Source organism: Rubrivirga halophila (assembly GCF_046845755.1).
Classification (GTDB): domain Bacteria; phylum Bacteroidota; class Rhodothermia; order Rhodothermales; family Rubricoccaceae; genus Rubrivirga.
On the sequence record NZ_CP177357.1, the window covers coordinates 2133642 to 2152614 of the forward strand.

Consider the following 18973-nt stretch of genomic DNA (forward strand, 5'->3'; position numbering starts at 1 on the left):
GGCTGGCGCCTGCAGTCAGACTCTCGCAAGCCGGTGGACACCCGCACCCTGGCTGCGCCGACCTGTCGGTGGTCCCTCTCCCGAGGGGAGAGGGGACGACGTAGGCAGAGCTCGCGCCAGCAGCGGGCTCGCTCGCGGGGACTCCGCCAGCGACGCTCTGTCCCTTACCCCCGACTACTCGGCCTGCGCGGCGGCGCTGGCCGCCTGCCAGCCGGCGTAGGCGCGGTCGTAGAGCCCCTGCGCCTCGGCGAGCGTCGGGCTCTGCGGGAAGAGGGTCGTGAGCTCGTCGTAGAGGTCGAGCGCCGTCTGGTAGCGCGCCTGCTGGCGGGCGGCGACCGAGCCGTCGGCGTACTTGAGCTGGGCGCGGACGGCGCCGAGCATGGCGTCGTCGGCGTACTCACTCGACGGGTACTCCTCGAGGACGCGTTTGAAGGCGATCACGGCCGCCTCGTAGTACTCGCGCCGCTCGTAGAGCTTGCCCGCCTCGAAGGCCTTGCGGGCCAGCTTCTCGCGGAGCTCCGAGGCCAGCGCCTCAGCGGCCGCGAGGTTCGGGCTCTGCGGGTAGCGGTCGGTAAAGATGCGGATGTAGGCGAGCGCCTGCCGGGTGTCGGTCTGGTCGAGCTCGAAGCGCGGGCTCAGCTCGGCGTAGGCCTGGATCCGCTCGAAGGCGGCCTGCTCGATCCGGTCGTCGGTCCGGTAGAACTCGATAAAGCGGGTGTACTCGTTGCCCGCCAGCAGGTACTGCCCGTCGGCGGCGTACGCGCGGGCCAGGCCGAGCTGGGCGTCGTCGGCGAGCTCGCCGGTGCGGCCGAAGTCGAGGGCGGCGCGGTAGTACTCGATGGCGAGCGAGTGGCGCCCTCGCTCGGCCTCGGCGGTCGCCTGCTCATACGCGGCCTGGGCGGTCCCGAACGTCGTGGGCCCGCCTCCACATCCGGCAGCGACGGCGACGAGAAGGGCGAGAAGCCCGGAACGGAACGGCATGAGCGAGGGGGCGAGGCGCGAGTCGGACAGGGCCGGGGAACGGGGTCCCAATCGGCTTATTGCAGGCCAAGGTCGCCCCCCCGCTCGGGGGCCCGCCGACGAGAAGCGGCGAAGACGGGGCTGCTGGCGCGATAGGGAACGGGGGACGGGGAAAGAGGGACGGGCAGCGCGCGTGGGCCGGGTCGATGGCGCTGGCCGTCCGGCCCCCCTACCCCGTTCTTGTCCCCAACCCTACTCGAGCAACACCGCCTGGCCGTCGCGGAAGCCCAGGATGTAGAGGGCCTCATTGACCTGGCCGCCGTCGAAGTGGAAGCGGTGGCCGAGCCCCTCGAACATCGGGGCGGCGCGGAGCGCGTCGGCGAGCGCGCCCTCGTCGGCCTCGGCCTCGCGGAGCACCAGCCGCGTGATGTCGTAGCCGATGAGCGCGAGGCGGTCTTGCCCGATCCCCGCCAGCTCGCGGTAGCGGCGGCCAAAGGCGTCGGCGGCGCCGGGCGCGACGAAAAAGTCCTGCGTGAAGACGGCGCCGAGGCGGCTGGCGCGGGCCTTCGAGGCCTGGAGGCCCTCCCACTCGGTGTTGCCGAGCGGCCGGGGCGCGCGGCCGATGGCGTCGAGCGCGCGGAGCGCGTCGTCGGCGTAGCGCGGCGCGTCGCGGCCGGTGACGGGGAGGTAGACGGCGTCGACGGCGCGGAGGCGGGCCTCTCCGACCTCGCGGTCGAGGTCCTGCCAGTCGTCGGCGGCGTCGATGAGCGTCTCGAAGTCGACGCGGGCGCCCAGGCGGCGGGCCTCGGCGGCGAAGGCGCCGGCCATGTCGGCCCCGAGCGTCTCGCGTTGGGCGGCGACGCCCAAGCGGTTGAGGCCGAGGCGCCCGGTCGCGTAGCGGGCCATCGCCCGGCCCCGCTCGGCGAACGTCGGGTTGGCCTGGAAGACGAACCGCTTGCCCGCACTCACGGCGCCGTCCGTGGCGAGGGGGGCGACCAGCACGACGCGAGCCGCCTCGGCCGCCTCCCCCGCAGGCCCCGCCTCCTCGCTGGTGAGCGGGCCGACGACGAGGTCGACGCCTTCGGCGACCACGGCCTCGACGGCGGCCCGGGCGCCCGCGCCGGTCGCGCGGGAGTCTCGGAAGACCATGCGCACCGGTCGCCCGGTACCCGACGCGTTCCGCTCGTCGACGGCGATGCGGATGCCGTTGAACAAGGCCTGGCCGAAGTACCCGCCCTCACCGGCGATGGGGAGCACGACGCCCAAGTCGAGCGGGCGGCCCCGGCCACCGCGCCCGCCAGTCGTGGCGTTGGCGAGGACGGTGCGTGCGGGCTCGGCGTAGCGGCTGCCGGGGTACTGGGCGACGAGGCGCGTCGCGGCAGCGATGGCGCGGTCGAAGTCGCCGTCGGCGTAGGCGGCCTTGGCGGCCATCAGCGTCGCCGCCGTGGTCCGCTCGTTGAAGCCGAACTCGTCGGCGGCACGCGTAAACAGGCGCTCGGCCTCGGCATACTCGCCGGCGCCGTAGCTGGCGATCCCGTTCTGAAAGGCGGCCTCGGCGGCGGGGACGGACTCGGCCGTCGCCGGCTGGGCCGCGGCGGAGGGCGCGGCGACGGCGAAGGCGAGCGAAAGGGCGAACAGGCGGAGCAGCACGGCGCGGATCGGAGGGGGCCGGCAAGATGCGACCGGCGGGGGGACCCGGCAAGGCGCCCGCCCGGTCTTCGCGGAGTCGGAGCGCAGGAGCGCGTCCGCGGACGGGGGAGAGTCGTCTCGCAATAGCGGATCCTGTCCCCGATCCCCCGCCCCCTAGCTCGCGAGGTGCCGGCCGAGCCCCAGCCCGAGGACCACGAACAGCACGCCCACGGCCACGCTTCCGGCCGCGTTCGCGACCGCCAGCCCCCGCCGCCCGGCCTCCCACAGCAGCACGGTGTCGGCCGAGTACGTCGAGAACGTCGTGAACGAGCCGAGCACGCCGACGACGAGCGCCAGCCGGGGCCCGTCGGCGCGGACGAGCGGGATCGCCAGCCCGATCAGCAGGCAGCCGAGCGCATTCACGCCCCACGTCCCCCACGGCGCGGCCGCGCTCCAGCGCACGGCCGCCAGCCCCACGCCGTACCGGGCGACGGCCCCGACGGCACCGCCGAGCGCGACGTAGAGGAGATTCAACACGACGATGGCGAGCGGGGAGCAACGGGAGCCTGAACGTACCGCCCGCGTCGGGCGCGACGTCTGCCGACCCTACTCGGCCGGGTGCTCGGCGAGGTACTCGGCGCCGCGCCCCTTGATCTGCTCGTCCCAGACCTGCATCCACTCCGGGCCCTCGGTCGACAAGCGGTCCCAGTCGAGGTTCATCGGTGTGAACGTGCCCTCGCCCATCCAGGCGGGGAGGTCCGACGCCGGGATGTCGGTGCGGGCGGGGATGCGGTGGAAGTCGGCGGCCTGGCGGACGAGCGCCTCGCGCGTGGTCACGAACTCGACAAAGGCTTGCGCCAGCTCGGGCTGCGGGGCGCCCGCCGGGATCCCGACGGCGTCGACGAGCACGGGCGTGCCGGAGACGGGGGCGTGGAAGCCGAACGCGTAGTCCTGCGCCTGGAGGTAGGTGTCGGGCAGGTTCCAGAGTGTGAGGTCGGCCTCGCCGCGCGAAATCCCCAGATACAGTTGGGTCGGGTTCGCGGCGTACCCCTTCGTGTTCTGATCGAGCTGGGCGAGCCAGCGGTAGCCGTCCTCCACGGTCGGCTGGCGCAGGATGAGCGCGCCCCAGATCGTCCGCATCGTCCCGGACTCGAGCGGCGAGCGGATCAGGATGCGGTCGGCCCACTCCGGGTCGAGGAGCGCGTCCCAGTCGCGCGGCACGTCGCTCTCTTCGATGACCGTCGTGTTGTAGAGCAGGCCCTCGGGGGTGAGGTAGGTCCCATACCACAGGCCGTCGGCGTCTTTCGCGTTCGCCGGGACGGCGTCGGCCCAGTTCGGGGCGAACGGCTGGAGCAGCCCGTCGGCGGCGGCGCGCATGAACAGGGTCTGCGGGGCGCCCCACCAGACGGACGCCTGCGGGTTCGCCCGCTCGCCCGCGATCCGGTCGTAGACCTCCTGGCTTCCGAGGTCGATCCACTGCACGTCGACCGTCGGGTTTTGGGCCTCGAAGGCCTCCTCGTAGGCGCGCAACATCTCCTTGCCGTGCGGCGAGTAGACGAGCAGCGGGGTCCGGCCGTCGCCCCCGCAGGCGGAGACGGTGAGGGCGGCGACGAGGGCGAGGAGGACTATGCGCACGGGCGAAGCGGGAGCGGGCCGGGCCTATCGCCGGCGGGCGGGCGGCGTTCCCCCGGTCCTATCCTTGGGCTCCCCCTCCCCTCCCCCGCTCCCCTCCTGATGCCGAACGCCGGACGCCTGCTCGCCCTCCTGCTCCTCGCCGCGCCGCTGACGGCCCAGGCGCAGCCCGTCGCCTACGACGTCTCGTGGCCGAACGCTGCCGCGCACGAGACCGAGATCGCCGCCACCTTTCCCGGTCTCGACGCCGACCCGCTGACGGTCGTCATGAGCCAGTCCTCGCCCGGCCGGTACGCCATCCACCTGTTTGCCAAGAACGTCTTCAACGTGTCCGCCACCGACGGCGCCGGGCGCCCGCTGGCGGTCCGGCGCACGGCCCCCTCGGAGTGGACCGTCGGCGGCCACGACGGGACGGTCACCTTCCGCTACACGCTGTACAGCAACCGCGCCGACGGCACCTACGCCGGCGTCGACTCGACGCACGCCCACTACAACATGCCCGCGGCGTTCGCGTGGGCGCGCGGGCTGGAGGCGCGGCCGGTCCGCGTCACGTTCCACCCCATCCACGGCTGGCGCGTGGCGACCCAGCTCCAGCCCACCGACGCCCCCCACACGTTCACCGCCCCCGACCTCGCGGACTTTATGGACTCGCCGACCGAGCTCAGCGACCACCAGCTGATCGAGTGGGACCAAGGCGGCGCGCGGTACCGGATCGCGCTCCACCACCTCGGCACCGATGAAGAGGGCGAGGCCTACGCCGCTATGGCGCGCCGCGTGATCGCCGAGCAGGCCGCCGTCTTCGGCGCCTACCCCACCTTCGACCACGGCACCTACACCTTCCTGGCCGACTACCTCCCCTGGGTCGCCGGCGACGGCATGGAGCACCGCAACTCGACGATCCTGACGAGCACGCGGGCCCTTGCCGACGGGGGCGACCTCCGGGTGCTCGGGACGCTCGCGCACGAGCACTTCCACGCCTGGAACATGGAGCGCCTGCGCGACGCGGCGCTGGAGCCGTTCGACTTTACCGGCCCCAACCCGTCCGAGAACCTGTGGTTCGGCGAGGGCTTCACGAGCTACTACGACGGGCTCACGCGCGTCCGCGCCGACCTCATGCCGGTCTACGCCTACGCGGCCGAGATCAGCGGCCCGCTCGACTACGTCCTCAACTCGCCGGCGCGAGCGACGCGCGGCCCGGCCGAGATGAGCCGGATGGCGACGTTCGTCGACGCCGGCACGTCGATCGACGAGGCCGCCTTCTCGACCACGTTCATCTCGTACTACTCGTGGGGCGAGATCCTCGGGCTCGGGCTCGACCTCACCTTGCGCCAGCGCTACGGCCGGACGCTCGACGACGTCATGCAGGCGATGTGGGACGAGTTCGGCCGGCACCAGACGGCCACGACGCCGGCCCGCCCGTACACGCGCCACGACATCGAGCGCGTGCTCGGCGAGGTCTCCGGCGACCCAGCGTTCGCCGCCGACGTGTTCGCCCGCTACATCGACCGGGGCGAGGTGATGGACTACGCCGACCTGCTGGCGCCCGTCGGGATGCTCCTGCGCCTGGCGCGGCCGGAGGCCGGCTCCATCGGCCGGCTCGCCCTCGCCGACGGCGACGGCGGGGTCGAGATCGTCGCGCCCGTCCCGCACGGCACGCCGGCGTACGACGCGGGCCTGTCGTCCGGCGACCGGATCGTGCGGGTCGACGGCGTCGACGTGACAACGGCCGCGGCGGTCGAGGCGGCGTTCGCGCGCCGCGCGCCGGGGACCGAGGTCGAGGTGGCGTTCGAACAGCGGGGCGTCGTCAAGACCGCGCGGCTCACGCTGGCGGCCGACCCGACGCTCGAAGTGGTGACCTTCGAGTCGGCGGACCGGCCCGTGACGGCCACCATCCGCGACGCCCGGGAGGCGTGGCTCGGAGCGAAGGCGCCGGTCGACTAAATCGAGGCGTCAGGCGCGGCCGTGCGGGAGGGCGTACTCCCGCATCGGCTCGCCGGCGGCGTGGGCGTCGGCCTCGCGCCGGGCCTCGGCGTGGGCCACCTCAACGAGGGCTTCCTGGACCAGCTCGCGGAGCCAGTCTCGGTTTTCGCGGAGCACCTCGGTGAGGGCCTCCTTGAGAGCGTCGCGGTCAGTCTGCGTAGCGAAGTCGGTCATGCGGCCGGGCGGGTGCTCAGGGAAGCTAGGGGCGCGCGTCGGCGCCGCCGGGGCGGGACGGCGTGCCCCGCCAGGGCACAACGGCGCGGCTCACACGCCGAGTTCCTGGTCCGGGACGGACTCGGCCCCCTCCTCGCCCTCGACGAACTGCTGGTAGTGCTCGTAGCGCTCCAGGATGATCTCGACGTAGTGGACGGGCTCCAGGCCGCGCGCGTACCCGTGGCGCACCTCGGGGCGGTTGTAGACCTCGGCCTCGGACTTGCGGAGCAGCCAGTACGCCACGTCGTCCCAGATCGTCGGGTCGCCGCCCTCGGCCTCGGTCAGCCGCTGGGCGTCCATCACGTGGCCCGCGCCCGCGTTGTAGCTGGCCAGGATGAACTTTTTCCGCTCCTCCGGGTCGTCGATCTTCTCCGCCCAATAGTTGTCTTCGAGCCACTTGAGGTAGCGGACGGCGGCCTCGATGTTGGCCTCGGGGTCGTAGGGGTCGGCGAGGCCGAGGTCGCCGGCCGTCGCGGGCATGATCTGGAGCAGGCCCATCGCCCCGGCCCACGACCGCGCGCGCGGCTCGAACCGGCTCTCCTGGTACATCTGGCTTCCCAGGAGCCGCCAGTCCCACCCGACGCCCGGGGCGTACTTTTTGAGCAGGTTGTCGTAGCCCGAGAGGTTGCCGGTGCGGGCGGTCAGGAAGCCCGTCTCGATCCGCTCGCGGAAGCCGCGGCGGTCGACGTAGTACTTGCGGTAGAGCGAGTTCCAGCGCCGGGTGTCGCGGTTCTCCTCGATCCACTCGTCGAGCGCGGCGAGTAGCGCCGGCGCGTTGTCGCGGACGGCCCACGCCACGCCGTGCGGCGCGCCGACGGCCGGCTCGACCGTCAGGTTCTCGTAGTAGCCCTCCTCCAGCTTGGCCACGTTCTCCTGGGCGACGGTCAGCTCGATGTTGCCGACGGCCACGTTGCGGATGAGCGCCTCGCTCGTCGTGTCGACCTCGACCACGCGGATGTCCCCGCTGATCCGGTCCTCGAGCTCGACCAGGCGCTCGACGTAGGGGTCCCCGGTGGGCAGGTAGACGTCTTGGCCGGCGAGGTCGGCGGGCCGGCGGACGCGGCGGGCCTGGATCGTGAGCGGGTTCTGGGCGACGTCGCCCGCGATCTGGCCGCGGCGCTCGGCGATCTCGGACGGCATGATCGGGGCCTCCACCTCGGTCGTGTCCGCGATCTCCTGCGCCTGGACGACCGCCGCCTGCGTCTCGTACAGGTTGACGGTGAACCCGAACCGCGAGGTGTCCTCCTGGACGGGCTGGAGCCGAGCGGCCGCGATGTCTCCGAGCCCCGCGTTGAGGTAGTACAGGATCGAGTCGCGCGGGACCACCTTGATCTGGAAGACCACGTCGCGCTCCTCGGCAAAGTCCTGCAGCAGCTCGTACTCGTAGCCCATCGGCAGGCCGCGGTACAGGAAGTAGCTGGTCGAGGTGTAGGACGTCAGCGCAACGAGCGTATCGCGTTCCATGATGGCCCCGAGGTCCCGCTCGATCGGGTCGGGGATGCTCACGCCCTCGGGGTCCGCGACGGTGCGGATGGACGCGGCGGCCAAGCCACCCACGATCAGGACGGCGACGACGGCAAAGGACTTTTTGAACATCGGACGGTCGACTGACGAGAGGGGCCGACTGATACGGGGCGCGCACGGGGCGGGTCCGACCCCACCCGCCTTCCGGACTTATTGGCGGGAGAGGACGCCGACAAGTGCCCGGATCATCTGGGCTTGCGCCTCGACGTGTCCGTGCTGCGCCTCCACGTTGACGTACGGGACGCCCCGCCGGGCCGCCCATACCGACAGCGAGCCGTCGTCGGTCGCCGCGTCGTTGTCCTGCAGGACGGCGTTGAAGCCGGCCTCGGCGAGCGCGTCGTAGAGCGCGCGGTCGGTGACGAAAAAGAAGTCATCGGGGTCGGTGCCGGGATGGACGGTGACCGCCGCGGCGTCGCTGGCGTACTCGCCGCCTGGGGCATACGACCGCGCCGAGTAGTTGTCGTCCGTGTTGTTGTGGAGCGTCAGCACGACGCCGGCCGGGACGGCGGCGTAGACCGCCAGCGCCGAGTCGGCGAACGCCTCCAGCGCCGCGAGCGCGGCCGGCGTCGCGGCCGAGAGCGACGCGAGCGTGCGGCGGCGGCCGGCGTCGGTGAACACGCGGTTCGGGTCGGCCCGGAACGTCGCGCCGCCGACGGCGAACGTCAGGTTCCGCTCGCCCGAGTGCCGCAGCTCGACGACGCGCCCGCCGAGCTCGCGGACGACCGCGAGGGCGGCCTCGACCGACGTGCTCTCGTCGTCGTGGAGGTTGAGCGCATTGAGCGGGACCGCCTCGAAGCCGGGGCTCGCGAGCCGGTCGGTGATCGGGGCCGTCGACACCCGGGCGACGATGGCGCCGTCGCCCAGCGGGATGCGGATGTCGGTGACTGCAAGCGTGTCGCGCGAGCCTGTGGTGACGTCGCCGTCGGACAGTGTGGGACCGTCGCCGGGGATCTCGGCCGCGTCGGGTCGGGTCACGACCGAATCGGCCCGACGGCCGGGGTCGGCGGCCTCGGCGGGGGCCTGCGCGCAGGCGGAGGCGGCGAGGGCGGAGACGAGCAGGAGGAGGCGCATGGCGGGGGCGAGAGTGATCGGCGCGGCACACACCGCGCGTCCACGATGGCGGACGGAGGCGCACACGAATCGCCCCCCGGGGGCGGTTCCCCACGGTGGCACACCCTATGTAGGTTTGTTGTCCGAGCCATCGCCCCCACCCCCCCGTCCGACATGTTCCGTATCGCCCTCCTTGCCCTCCTCGCCCTCGGTCTGACGACCGCCGCCAGTGCCCAGTCCGACGGCGGCGAGATGCCCGCCGACACCCCGGAGGTCGCCGCCGACTCCGCTGAGGCCGCCATCGAACTCGACCCCGAGCGCGCCCGCGGCCTGTACGACGAGGGCGCCGCCCTCCTCCGCGACCGCGACTTCGAGGCGGCCCTGCTGAAGTTCGAGGAGTCCCTCATCTACAACCCGTCGTATGCCGCCGCCGGCCTGGGGCTGGCGCAGTCGCTCGCCGCGCAGCGTCGTCTCGAGGACGCCCGCAACGCGTATGAGGCCGCCATCGCCATGGCCGAGGCGTCGGACGCCTCGAACGCCGCCGACATCCGCTCCACCGCGCAGGACCAGCTCGACCGCGTGACCGCCGCGCTCGACCAGCGGGCCGCGAACGCCGCCGCGCAGCAGGCCCAGGCCGGCGCGAATGCGACCGCCGAGAAGGTCGCCCAGGCGACCCAGATGCTCTCGGGCAACGAGATCTCGTTTGAGCAGGCGACCGACGCGTACGCGCTCCTGGAGCAGGCCCGCATGGACGGCTACGACGCCGACCTGGTGGCCTTCTTCTACGCCAAGGCCCTCAACGCCATGGAGCGCGGCGCCGACGCCGTCCCGTTCGCCGAGACCGCCGTCGCCAACGCCGACGCGTCGGCGGACAACTCGGCGATCTACATCCAGCTCGGGCTCGCCCACATGGGCGCCGGCAACGACGCCGAGGCCCGCGCCGCCTTCGAGGCCGTCACCGAGGGACAGGCGTGGCACGGCTGGGCCCAGCACTACATCGGTCAGATCGGCTCCTAGCCCCTGACCGCGGGCATCCCACCACGCCCAGCGGCGCCGGACTGAGTCCGGCGCCGCTTTTTTTGTCTGCCCGCTGGCGCTGGTTACCGCTTCATCCGGCGGAAGACCTTCCCGAGCCAGGCGTCCGACTCGTCGAAGCCGAGCAGGTGGCCGAGCGCGAGGTAGCCCAGCCCGTAGACGCCGATGACGCCGATGCCGTAGGCCCACACCGGCGCGACGGTCGCCGGCACGAACGCCAGCGCCAGCGTGGCCGGGATCGCCGCCAAGCCGGCCAGCCCCAGCATCCGGAGGCCCGCCGCCCAGGGCAGGCGGAACGTGGGCTCGTGGCCCCGGAGCGCGGCGACGAGCCGCCACAGCTCGACCCAGGCGCCGACCGCCGAGCCCAGCGCCAGCCCGACCGCGCCGAGCCGGAGCGGGTCGCCCTCGGCCTCGACGCCGATCACGTCGGTGACGCTGTACTGGTCGAGCACGAACATCAGCGCCGCGCCGATGGCGCCGGAGACGGCCACGCGCCAGACGGCGATCCGCGCGGGCGTCTTGGTGTCGTTGAGCGCGTAGAACGCGTTCTGGAGCAGGCGCCCGGCCGTCGTGGCGATCATTCCCAGCGAGTACGCCATCAGCACGAGCGTGACCTGCCAGGTGTCGTCGGCGCCGAACTGGCCGGTCTGGTAGAAGGCGCCGACCACGAGCGCGCCGAAGCCGAGGTAGCCGACGACGGTCGGGACGATGAGGTACAGGATCTGGCGGACCGACCCGGCGACGCGGTCGAGAAAGTTGTCCAGCTCCGCGCGCGAGATCCGGCTCAGCTCCGGGAGCTCGCTGGCGGCGACGCTCATCCCGAACAGGGAGATCGGCAGGAGGTAGAGCGTCTGGGCGTAGCCGATCGCGCCGAGCGCGCCGGCCGCCACGAACGTCGAGAGCCAGAAGTCGAGGTAGCCCGAGAGCTGATACGCGCCGCGCCCGAGCACGACCGGGACGAACGCTTTGATGGCCTCGCGCACGCCCTCAACCTGGAGCGAGATCGACGGCCGGAACCCGACGAGCAGCCGCAGGACGGTCGGGAGCTGGACCACAAACTGCAGGACGCCGCCCGCGATGCCGCCCACGAACACGGCGATGAGCAGTTGGCTGAGCTGGTCCGGCGGGACGATCTCCATCGCCGCCAGCCCGAAGGGGTCGTCCAGGTACAGGTACGCCCCGCCGAAGAGCGCCGCCAGCAGGGCCACGTTCCAGGCGACCGGCGCGAAGTACGACAGCAGAAACTTGCGGTGGCTGTTGAGCACCCCCAGGCACCACGCGCTCAGCACCAGGAACGCCGTCATCGGGAACGTGAACCGGACGACGGTGACGGACAGCGCGTAGCGGTCCACGACCAACGTCCCGGCGGCCACCTTGTCGGCGTCGTCCAAAAAGCCGCTCGCGATGATGGCGACGAACGGCTCGGCCAAGAGCACCCCGAGTGTCGCCGCGGCAAACGCCACGGCCGCCAGGATCCCGAAAATGGCGCCGGCGAACCGGCCCGCGTCCTCTTCCCTCCCCTCCTCCAGCATCCGGCTGTAGATGGGGATAAACGAGGCCGAGAGCGTGCCCTCGCCCAGCAGGTTCTGCAGGAAGTTGGGCGCGCGCAGCGCCAGCCGGTAGACGTCGGCGAAGGCGCCCGACCCGAAGTAGTAGGCGACGGCGCGGTCGCGGACGAGCCCGATGATGCGGCTGGCGAAGATGCCGGCGGCGACGAGCAGCGCGCCCGACCCGCTGGCGGGCCGCTTCGGCTCGGCGTCCCGGGCGGCCTCGGCGGGCGAGCCCGGCGCCGCGTCGGCCTCGGCGAGTGTCTCGGCGCCCGGCGCGGGCGCGCTCAGGCCGGCCGGCCCCAGCTCGTCGTGGGGGTCCGGCTCGTTCTGCGGCTCGGGGACCGACTCCGGCGCCGGCCGCGGTGTCTCGTCGTCGGGCGGCGTGGGCTCGCTCACGAGGTCACCCCGACGTGGCCGTTGAAGTGCGAGACGGCGAGCGCGTAGCCCGCCAGCCCCAGCCCGGAGACGACGCCCGCGCAGGCGCCCGCGATCACCAGCCGCTGGCGGAAGTCCTCCCGCTCAAACACGTTCGAGATGTGGACCTCCACAACCGGCGTCGCGATCGAGGCGACGGCGTCGCGCAGGGCGACCGAGGTGTGCGCGTACCCGCCCGGGTTGAAGACGACGCCCGCCGTCTCGACCGTGTCGGCGGCGTGGAGCGCGTCGATCAGCGCCCCCTCGGAGTTGTGCTGCTCGAAGCGCAACGAGAGGTCGGGGAACCGCTGGCGGAGGTCGGCCTGGAGGTCGTCGAGCGTGAGCGCGCCGTAGACCGACGGCTCGCGCGTGCCGAGCCGGTTGAGGTTGGGTCCGTTGAGGACGAGGACGCCGGGGCGCTGGGGGGAGTCGGGCATCCGCGCGGAGGGAGGGCCCGCAAGCTACCGACCGTCCACGGACGCAAGCAGGCCACCGGCAGCCTCTCCCCTGCTTGCGGGATCCCGCTGGCGCCGATGTGCAGACTGCTCCCCTCTGACCGAACGCCCCCGCTCGATTCCCCATGACCCGCTCGTGGACGCCCCTGCTTGCGCCGGCCCCGCCTACGGCGTCCCCTCTCCCGCCGGGAGAGGGACAGGGTGAGGGGTCGCATCACCGCCGACCCACCGGCTTGCGCCAGCCCACCTACTTGCGCCGACCTCCCCACTTGCGCCCGCCCTACCGCGCCACCGCCAGCCCCGCGCTTGCGCTCGCGCCGTCCGCCCCCGTCGCCCGGACCACGTACGCCCCCGGCGACCACCCCGACGTGTCCACCTCGACGCGCTCTCGGACCGACTCCCACGCGCCCACGACTCGACCGAGCGCGTCCACGACCTCCACCCGCGACGGCGCCGACACCTCGACCGTCGAGCCGCCAGCGGTCGGGTTCGGCCAGACCGCCACCGACAGCGCGCGCGGCGCGGGCCCCCGCTCCTCCGCCACCGCCGGCTCCACCGTCCGCCACAGCCCGCTCGCCGCCCCCACGTACACCCGGCCGTCGCCCCCCACCGCGATCGACAGCACCCCGCCGCCCTCGTACCCCGCCGCCGCCGGCGCGAACGTCGCGGCCCCGTCCGACGACCGGGCCACCGACCCCAGCCAGTTGTACCGCGGCCCATCCTGCGTTCGCGCGAGCCCGGCCCACACCGACCCGTCGGGCGAGACGGCCACCTCGACCCGGGTCACCTCCTCCAGCCCATACACCTCGGGGTCGAACCGGTGGGCGACCACCCAGGTCACGCCCCCGTCGTCGGACCGCACCACGACGCCGTTGTCCTCGCTTCGAGTCCCGAGCCCGGCCAGCGCGTACCCCCCGTACGGGTGGCCCGGCTCCTCGGCGAACGCCAGCGACCACGCGACGGTGCCGGACCCGAACGCGCCGTCGGTGGGCGTCCAGGTCTCGCCGCCGTCGTCGGAGGTTGTGACCCCGTTGTAGACGGCGGCCAGCATTCGGCCCTGGGGGAGCGCGTCCGACGGCGGGACCTCGCCGTAGTCGACCGGGAAGCCGCCCAGCCCCCCCAGCTTCTCCCACGTGCCCGGGGCGCCGTCGTCGAGCGAGCGCCAGGCGTGGAACCCGTCGTCGGCGAACACGGCGCCCCCGAGCAGGGTCGACCCGAACAGCGCCGCGGTGCCGTCGAGCACGTCGCGCTGCCAGGTGCGGCCGCCGTCGGTGGAGCGGTCGACGCCGAGGGGGCCGGCGGGCGAGCCGATGAGGAGCGACCCGGCCTGGGTCACGGCGACGGACTTGGGGCTGCAGATTGGGGCGCAGAGGTGGTCCCAGGGGCCGTCGGGGTGGTCGGGGACGTACTTGTAGATGCCCCAGGCGCCCTCGATGCGAAGGAGGGTGTCAGCCTCGGAGGTCGGTCCGGGGAGGAAGGCGACCAGGTCGACGATCGGGTACTCGTTGCCGACATCAGGCAGGCGCTCCCAGACCTGGCCCGTGGCCGGGGGCACGAGCAGGGCGAAGAGGACGAGGGCGCGGAGACGAATAGCGAGGGCGCCCAGCGGGCGGGGATCCTGTCAGCGGGCGACGGTGAGTGTACGGGTGACGACGGCCACCCGGGAGTCCCCGCTCCGAGCCCCTCGGCCCCCTGAGACCCGCTCGCGCGACCTCAAGCGCCCGTTGTGCCGCCTCGAGACGCTCTTGCGCGAGCCCGAGGTAGCATTGCGCGACCTCAAGCGGCTATTGCGTCCCCCCGAGACGCCTTCGTGCGACCTCGAGCGGCCTCTGTGCGACCGGGAGACGCTCTTGTGCGATCTCGAGCGGCTCTTGCGCCACCTCAATCGTCCATTGCGGCCCCTCCGCCCGTCATTGTGGCAGCTCCGGATGCCATTGCGGCAGGTCAGATCCCTCCTGCTAGCGAGCGCCCACCTCCAGCACCAGCCCGTCGTACGCCAGCCGCACGCCGTCGGGCAGCATCGCGTCCGCCGCTTGGTGCGTCACCGCGTGCGTCACGTGGATCAGCCACGTCTCCCCCGCCCCCACCGCCGCCGCCACCTCGGCGGCTTCGGCGAACGACAGGTGCGTCGGGTGCGGGTCCGGGCGCAGGCCGTCTAGCACCAGCACGTCCACGCCCGCCAGCGCCGCCCGCGTCTCGGCCGGGACCGAGGCCACGTCGGTCAGATATGCGAACCCCCCGATCCGAACGCCCAGCACCCGGAACGCCCCGTGCGGCGCCACCAGGGGCGTGATCTCGACGGCCCCCTCGCCGGTCCGGCTGCGCGCCGTAAACGGCCCGTTGACCGCCTGCAAATCCAACAACGACGCGCCGGGGTACGTCCGGTCGAACACGTAACGGAACATCTGGCGCAGCGCCTGGGCCGTCGACGGCAGCGCAAATACGGGGACGGGCGAGCGCTCGCGGAAAAAGAACGGCCGCAGGTCGTCCAGCCCGACGACGTGGTCGAAGTGCTCGTGCGTGACGACGAGCGCGTCGACGGCTTCGACGCCGTACGCCAGCGCCTGCCGGCGGAAGTCCGGTCCGGCGTCGATCTGGACGTGCACGTCGCCCGCGTCGGTGTGGGCCACGACGTGCGCCGAGGTCCGCATCCGGGCGTCGCGAGCGTCGTCGGAGGTGCAGACGGCGCACCCGCACCCGATCACGGGGACGCCCGTCGAGGTGCCCGTGCCTAGCAGGGTGACGGTGAGCGCGGGGCTAGACGTCATCGTCGCCCGTCTCCTCGGGAACGCCCGCGTCCGCCTGTGCCCACGCGTCCTCCAGCGCCGCCCGGACGGCCGGGCGCAGGTACAGCTGGTCCACGCCGCCGTGCTCGCGGAGCGCGCGCGCCAGCACGGCCACCTGCGCCTGGGGCGGGTGCAGCTTGTTGAGCACCACGACCGGCGCGTCGTCGACCACGCACAGCCCGCCCCGGAACGTCCCCCGCTCGCGCCGCACGCGGACGCTCAGCTGGCGCAGGGCCTCTTCGAGCGCAGCAGCGACGGCGGGGGGCTTCATCGATGAGGGATACGGGAGGCGGCATGGAGGGATGGGCGGAGAGAGCGCGCACTCCTCCATGCCCCATCCCTTCGCCCCTCTCCGGTTATGCGGCGTACTTCTTCAGCAGTGACCGACCGGACTTCTGGTCGCGGATGTCGAACGCCAGCGGGTCCACGCTCGTGTCGTCCTCGACCTCGAACGCGATCCCGCGCAGGCCCAGCCGCCACCGTGTCAGCGGCGACACCAGGCCCCGGCGCAGGAAGGCGCCCAGCAGGGGGTGCACGCGGACCACGATTGGGCGGCTCTTGTAGCGCTCGTCGACCGTCGCGCGGTAGTGGTCGAGCCAGCCGCGGATGCGGCCCGCGAGCGCGCGCGGCGTCGCGTCCTCGGCGGCCACTACGGGGCGCTCCGAGCGCTCGGCGCGCTCCGACCGCGCCGGCCGGTCGTCGCGCTCGTCGGCCTCGTAGACCTGGTTGCCGGACCGCTGGATCTCGCCGGCCCCGGCGGCGGCCACGGCCTCGGCGGCGTCGAGCGGGTTGCCGTCCTCGTCGGTCGCGTTGGCCGTGATCGACGGGCGCAGGCGCTGGCGCGTGATCTGGACGAGCCCGAAGTCCGACATCGGCAGCAGCTTCGTCACCGCGCGGTCCTTCTCGAAGGCCTTCAGGAGCACGTCGGTCACCTTCTTGCGGTCCCGGTCGTACTTGAGGTCGATAAAGTCGACGACGATGATGCCACCGAGGTCGCGCAGGCGGAGCTGCTTGGCGACCTCCCTGGCGGCCTCGACGTTGACGTCGATCAGGTTCTGCTTCTGGCTCTTGCCGCGGCCGGCGCGGCCCGAGTTCACGTCGACCACGTGCATGGCCTCGGTCGTCTCGATAAAGAGGTAGCCCCCGCCGCGCATGTTGACGCGCTTCGAGAACGCCTCCTCGACCTGCTTCTCGATGCCCAGCGAGCGATAGACGGGCGTCCGCCCCTTGTGCATCTCGACCTTGTCGGCCATCTGGGGCGCGACGGCCTTGACGTAGGCCTGGACGTTGGCGAACACCTTGGGGTCGTCGACCAGGATCCGGTCGTAGTCCTCCGAGAACAGGTCGCGGATGACCGACGAGACCATGTTGACGTCCTGGTACAGCAGGACGGGCGGCTCGGGGGTGCCCTTGAGCTTGTTCTCGATCTTGCGCCACTTGTCGGTGAGCAGGCGCAGGTCGGTGTCGAGCGACTTGGCGTCGCGGCCCTCGGCGACCGTCCGCACGATCACGCCGAAGCCGTCGGGCTTGAGGCTCGTCGCCAGCGTCCGCAGGCGGCGGCGCTCCTTGGCGCTCTCGATCTTCTTGGAGACGGCCACGTAGTCGGCCGCCGGGACGAGGACGAGGAACCGGCCCGCCAGCGAGAGATCGGTCGAGACGCGCGGCCCCTTGTTGGAGATGGCCTCCTTGGTGATTTTGACGATGATCTTGCCGTCGCGCTTGATCAACTCCTCGTTCGAGGGGATGCGGCCCGAGGCCTTGCTGCGCTGGCGGTTGGTGTCGCGCCCGCCCCGACCCGAGTCGCGGTTGCCGTCGCGCGACGAGCTGCGCCCGCCGCGGTCGCCGTCGCGCGAGCCACGGTTCGAGTCACGCCCGCCGCGGTCCCCTTCGCGGGAGCTGCGCCCGCCCTGCGAGCGGCCAGAGACCGGCTTGTCGCCGTCCGACTCGGCCGTGGCGTCGTCGCCCGACCGCGTCCGGCGCCGCGAGCGGCCGTCCGACCCGCCGTCGTCGTTCTTGTCGGACCGGCGCGAGCGGCCGCCCCGGTCGTCGGAGCCGGCGTCGGCCTTCTTGGAGCGGCGTCCGCCGCGGCTGCGGCCGGTGTCGTCCGAGCCCTCGCTGTCGTCGTCGGCCGTCTTCGAGCGGCGTCCGCCCCGGTCGCGGCCTGAGCCGTCCGAGTCCTCCGAGCGCGAGCGGCGGCGGCTCCGGCCGTCTGGCTGGTCCCCGGCCTCGCCCGAGCGGGCGTCTTCGGGCGCCTGCGTGCGGTCGCCGTCGTCGTCGTCGTCGCGGTGGTGCTCGGGGATCACGCGGAGGTTGGACCGCGACGAGCCCGAGAGGTCGACGGTCGAGGGGAGCCGCTTGCGGCCGCCCTTCTTGTCGCCGTCCTTCCTCGCCCCGTCCTTCTTCTTGGAGCCCTTCGGCTTCGCGTCCTTGCTGCCCGACGTGTCGGCGTCGTCAGCGCCCTTGCCCCGGCGCGAGCGGCCTCCGCCGTCGTCGCTGTCCCGAGTGCGGCTCTTCGGCGTGCTCTCGTTGGCGTCGCCCGAGTCGTCGCTGCCGGCGTCGTCGTCGGAGCGCTTGCGGCCCGAAGTCTCGCTGGCGTCGTCGGCGGGCGCGGCGGAGCGGTTCCGGCGGCGGCCCTTGCCCGGCGAGGCGTCCTCGTCGGAGGCATCGCCCTCGCTGCTTTTGCCGCGGCCCCGGCCGCGGCGTCCTCGGCGACGGCGGCGCTTGGGCTTGGCTTCCCCGCTCGCCTCGTCGGAATCGTCGGAGTCCTCGTCCGCGGAGTCGGCGGCGGACGCCTCGGCGGCGCCCGGCTCGCGGTCGGCCTCGCCGGCCCCCTCGGCGGGCGCGCTGGCGCGCGAGCGACGGCGGCTCTTGGGCTTCTCCTCGGCGTCCGGCTCCGGCGTCTCCGCCTCGGCGTCGTCCCCGGCCTCCGGCTCGGCGGTCTTCGCACGGCTCCGGCGTCGCGTCTTGGGCGTCTCCTCTGTGGGGGCCTCCTCCACCTCGGGCGCCTCGGCCTCCGGCGTCTCATCGACGGGCGCGGGCGGGTCGATGGTCTCGGGCTCCTCCTCGGGCTCGGGCGTTGGCTTCGGACGCGGCGTGCGGCGCGGCTTCGACGGCGAGCTCAGGTCGATGACGCCGCGCAGCGGGCGGCGCTCCTCCTGCTCCTCCTCCTCCTCGCGGCGGCCCCGCCCGCGGCCACGACCTCCCCGGCCGCGACCGCGACCGCGGGAGCGGCTCCGGCCGCCGGAGCGGCTCTTGGTGCGGCTCTCCTCGGTGACCTCGCCCGAGTCGCCGGGCGACACCTCGAGGGCGTCTTCGACGTCGGGCTCCGAGTCGTCCTCGGCGATCCGCTTGGGGGGCGCCAGCGACAGCACGGGGGCGTCGAGGCCGGGCACGTCCTCGCCCGCCAGCGCGATGAGCTGCGGGAGGTTGTCGGTCAGGTCCGAGAAGTGCAGGAAGCAGTCCTGCTTTTCGCCGACGTCGACGAAGGCGGCCCGGATGGCGGGCATGACCTTCTGGATGCGGCCGAGGTAGACGTTGCCGATGGTGCGGACGTTATCCGGATTCTCGACGTAGAGCTCGACGAGTTCGCCGTCCTCGACGATCGCGATGCGCGAGCGGTCCTTGCTCGCGTTGATGATGATTTGCTTTTTCAACGGGGGGTGGGGTAGCGCGTCCGGGCCCGGCGAGCGCCCGGCACGGTGCCGGGGCCAGCCTCGGGCCGCTGCCCCCCGTCGCGGTCGCGACG

15 protein-coding genes are annotated in these 18973 nt (G+C 73.0%); 2 read left to right on the top strand and 13 right to left on the bottom strand.

Translation table 11 applies throughout. The features are described from left to right. Positions 1 to 174: 174 nt before the first annotated feature. The 4 genes from ACLIRP_RS09430 to ACLIRP_RS09445 form a co-directional block, all read right to left on the bottom strand. The gene (locus tag ACLIRP_RS09430; protein ID WP_412060193.1) at positions 175 to 981 is read right to left on the bottom strand and encodes an outer membrane protein assembly factor BamD; all 807 of its coding nucleotides are present in this window, start codon (positions 979 to 981) and stop codon (positions 175 to 177) included. Positions 982 to 1212: 231 nt separating this feature from the next. Further along, positions 1213 to 2610 (bottom strand): ABC transporter substrate-binding protein, encoded by a 1398-nt coding sequence (locus ACLIRP_RS09435; RefSeq protein ID WP_412060194.1) that lies wholly within the window; start codon positions 2608 to 2610, stop codon positions 1213 to 1215. Positions 2611 to 2763: 153 nt separating this feature from the next. Then, positions 2764 to 3126: a fluoride efflux transporter FluC gene (locus tag ACLIRP_RS09440; RefSeq protein WP_412060195.1), complete on the bottom strand. Its 363-nt coding sequence runs from the start codon at positions 3124 to 3126 to the stop codon at positions 2764 to 2766. Between the two features lie 69 nt (positions 3127 to 3195). Further along, positions 3196 to 4224 carry an extracellular solute-binding protein gene (locus tag ACLIRP_RS09445; RefSeq protein ID WP_412060196.1) on the bottom strand — a complete coding sequence of 343 codons (1029 nt, stop codon included), beginning with the start codon at positions 4222 to 4224 and terminating at the stop codon, positions 3196 to 3198. Between the two features lie 99 nt (positions 4225 to 4323). On the opposite strand from ACLIRP_RS09445, the gene ACLIRP_RS09450 reads away from it, so the two are divergent. Continuing rightward, a complete protein-coding gene (locus ACLIRP_RS09450; protein ID WP_412060197.1) occupies positions 4324 to 6162 on the top strand; it encodes a M61 family metallopeptidase in 1839 nt (612 codons plus the stop codon). 9 nt (positions 6163 to 6171) lie between these two features. Here the strand turns inward: ACLIRP_RS09450 and ACLIRP_RS09455 are convergent, their stop codons facing one another. The 3 genes from ACLIRP_RS09455 to ACLIRP_RS09465 all read right to left on the bottom strand — a co-directional run bounded on the left by ACLIRP_RS09455 (position 6172) and on the right by ACLIRP_RS09465 (position 9009). Continuing rightward, on the bottom strand, positions 6172 to 6375 hold the full coding sequence (locus tag ACLIRP_RS09455) for a hypothetical protein (RefSeq protein WP_412060198.1): 204 nt from the start codon (positions 6373 to 6375) through the stop codon (positions 6172 to 6174). 90 nt (positions 6376 to 6465) lie between these two features. Beyond that, positions 6466 to 8010 carry a transglycosylase SLT domain-containing protein gene (locus ACLIRP_RS09460; protein WP_412060199.1) on the bottom strand — a complete coding sequence of 515 codons (1545 nt, stop codon included), beginning with the start codon at positions 8008 to 8010 and terminating at the stop codon, positions 6466 to 6468. A gap of 78 nt (positions 8011 to 8088) precedes the next feature. After that, entirely contained in the window at positions 8089 to 9009 is a 921-nt protein-coding gene (locus ACLIRP_RS09465) for a hypothetical protein (protein ID WP_412060200.1), read from the bottom strand. 153 nt (positions 9010 to 9162) lie between these two features. Between ACLIRP_RS09465 and ACLIRP_RS09470 the strand changes: the two genes are divergently transcribed. After that, complete coding sequence (locus tag ACLIRP_RS09470; RefSeq protein WP_412060201.1) at positions 9163 to 10005, top strand: hypothetical protein; 843 nt, start codon at positions 9163 to 9165, stop codon at positions 10003 to 10005. Between the two features lie 83 nt (positions 10006 to 10088). Here ACLIRP_RS09470 and murJ read toward each other — a convergent pair whose 3' ends face one another. The 6 genes from murJ to ACLIRP_RS09500 all read right to left on the bottom strand — a co-directional run bounded on the left by murJ (position 10089) and on the right by ACLIRP_RS09500 (position 18881). Further along, on the bottom strand, positions 10089 to 11969 hold the full coding sequence (murJ, locus tag ACLIRP_RS09475; protein WP_412060202.1) for a murein biosynthesis integral membrane protein MurJ: 1881 nt from the start codon (positions 11967 to 11969) through the stop codon (positions 10089 to 10091). Continuing rightward, on the bottom strand, positions 11966 to 12424 hold the full coding sequence (locus ACLIRP_RS09480; RefSeq protein WP_412060203.1) for a type II 3-dehydroquinate dehydratase: 459 nt from the start codon (positions 12422 to 12424) through the stop codon (positions 11966 to 11968). Before ACLIRP_RS09480 ends, murJ begins: the two co-directional genes overlap by 4 nt. A gap of 298 nt (positions 12425 to 12722) precedes the next feature. Continuing rightward, positions 12723 to 13997, bottom strand: coding sequence for a T9SS type A sorting domain-containing protein (locus ACLIRP_RS09485; RefSeq protein ID WP_412060204.1), 1275 nt, complete (start codon positions 13995 to 13997; stop codon positions 12723 to 12725). A gap of 403 nt (positions 13998 to 14400) precedes the next feature. Further along, positions 14401 to 15210, bottom strand: coding sequence for an MBL fold metallo-hydrolase (locus ACLIRP_RS09490; protein WP_412060205.1), 810 nt, complete (start codon positions 15208 to 15210; stop codon positions 14401 to 14403). Continuing rightward, positions 15200 to 15499 carry a hypothetical protein gene (locus ACLIRP_RS09495; protein ID WP_412060206.1) on the bottom strand — a complete coding sequence of 100 codons (300 nt, stop codon included), beginning with the start codon at positions 15497 to 15499 and terminating at the stop codon, positions 15200 to 15202. The genes ACLIRP_RS09490 and ACLIRP_RS09495 overlap by 11 nt, the downstream gene beginning before the upstream one ends. An 85-nt stretch (positions 15500 to 15584) precedes the next feature. Beyond that, positions 15585 to 18881, bottom strand: coding sequence for an Rne/Rng family ribonuclease (locus tag ACLIRP_RS09500; protein WP_412060207.1), 3297 nt, complete (start codon positions 18879 to 18881; stop codon positions 15585 to 15587). Between the last annotated feature and the right edge of the window lie 92 nt (positions 18882 to 18973).

Excerpts from the sequence above, each read along its gene's own strand:
- ACLIRP_RS09430 (WP_412060193.1), bottom strand. The coding sequence starts at position 981 with ATGCCGTTCCGTTCCGGGCTTCTCGCCCTTCTCGTCGCCGTCGCTGCC.
- ACLIRP_RS09450 (WP_412060197.1), top strand. The coding sequence starts at position 4,324 with ATGCCGAACGCCGGACGCCTGCTCGCCCTCCTGCTCCTCGCCGCGCCG.
- ACLIRP_RS09455 (WP_412060198.1), bottom strand. The coding sequence starts at position 6,375 with ATGACCGACTTCGCTACGCAGACTGACCGCGACGCTCTCAAGGAGGCC.
- ACLIRP_RS09460 (WP_412060199.1), bottom strand. The coding sequence starts at position 8,010 with ATGTTCAAAAAGTCCTTTGCCGTCGTCGCCGTCCTGATCGTGGGTGGC.
- ACLIRP_RS09465 (WP_412060200.1), bottom strand. The coding sequence starts at position 9,009 with ATGCGCCTCCTCCTGCTCGTCTCCGCCCTCGCCGCCTCCGCCTGCGCG.
- ACLIRP_RS09470 (WP_412060201.1), top strand. The coding sequence starts at position 9,163 with ATGTTCCGTATCGCCCTCCTTGCCCTCCTCGCCCTCGGTCTGACGACC.
- ACLIRP_RS09480 (WP_412060203.1), bottom strand. The coding sequence starts at position 12,424 with ATGCCCGACTCCCCCCAGCGCCCCGGCGTCCTCGTCCTCAACGGACCC.
- ACLIRP_RS09490 (WP_412060205.1), bottom strand. The coding sequence starts at position 15,210 with ATGACGTCTAGCCCCGCGCTCACCGTCACCCTGCTAGGCACGGGCACC.
- ACLIRP_RS09495 (WP_412060206.1), bottom strand. The coding sequence starts at position 15,499 with ATGAAGCCCCCCGCCGTCGCTGCTGCGCTCGAAGAGGCCCTGCGCCAG.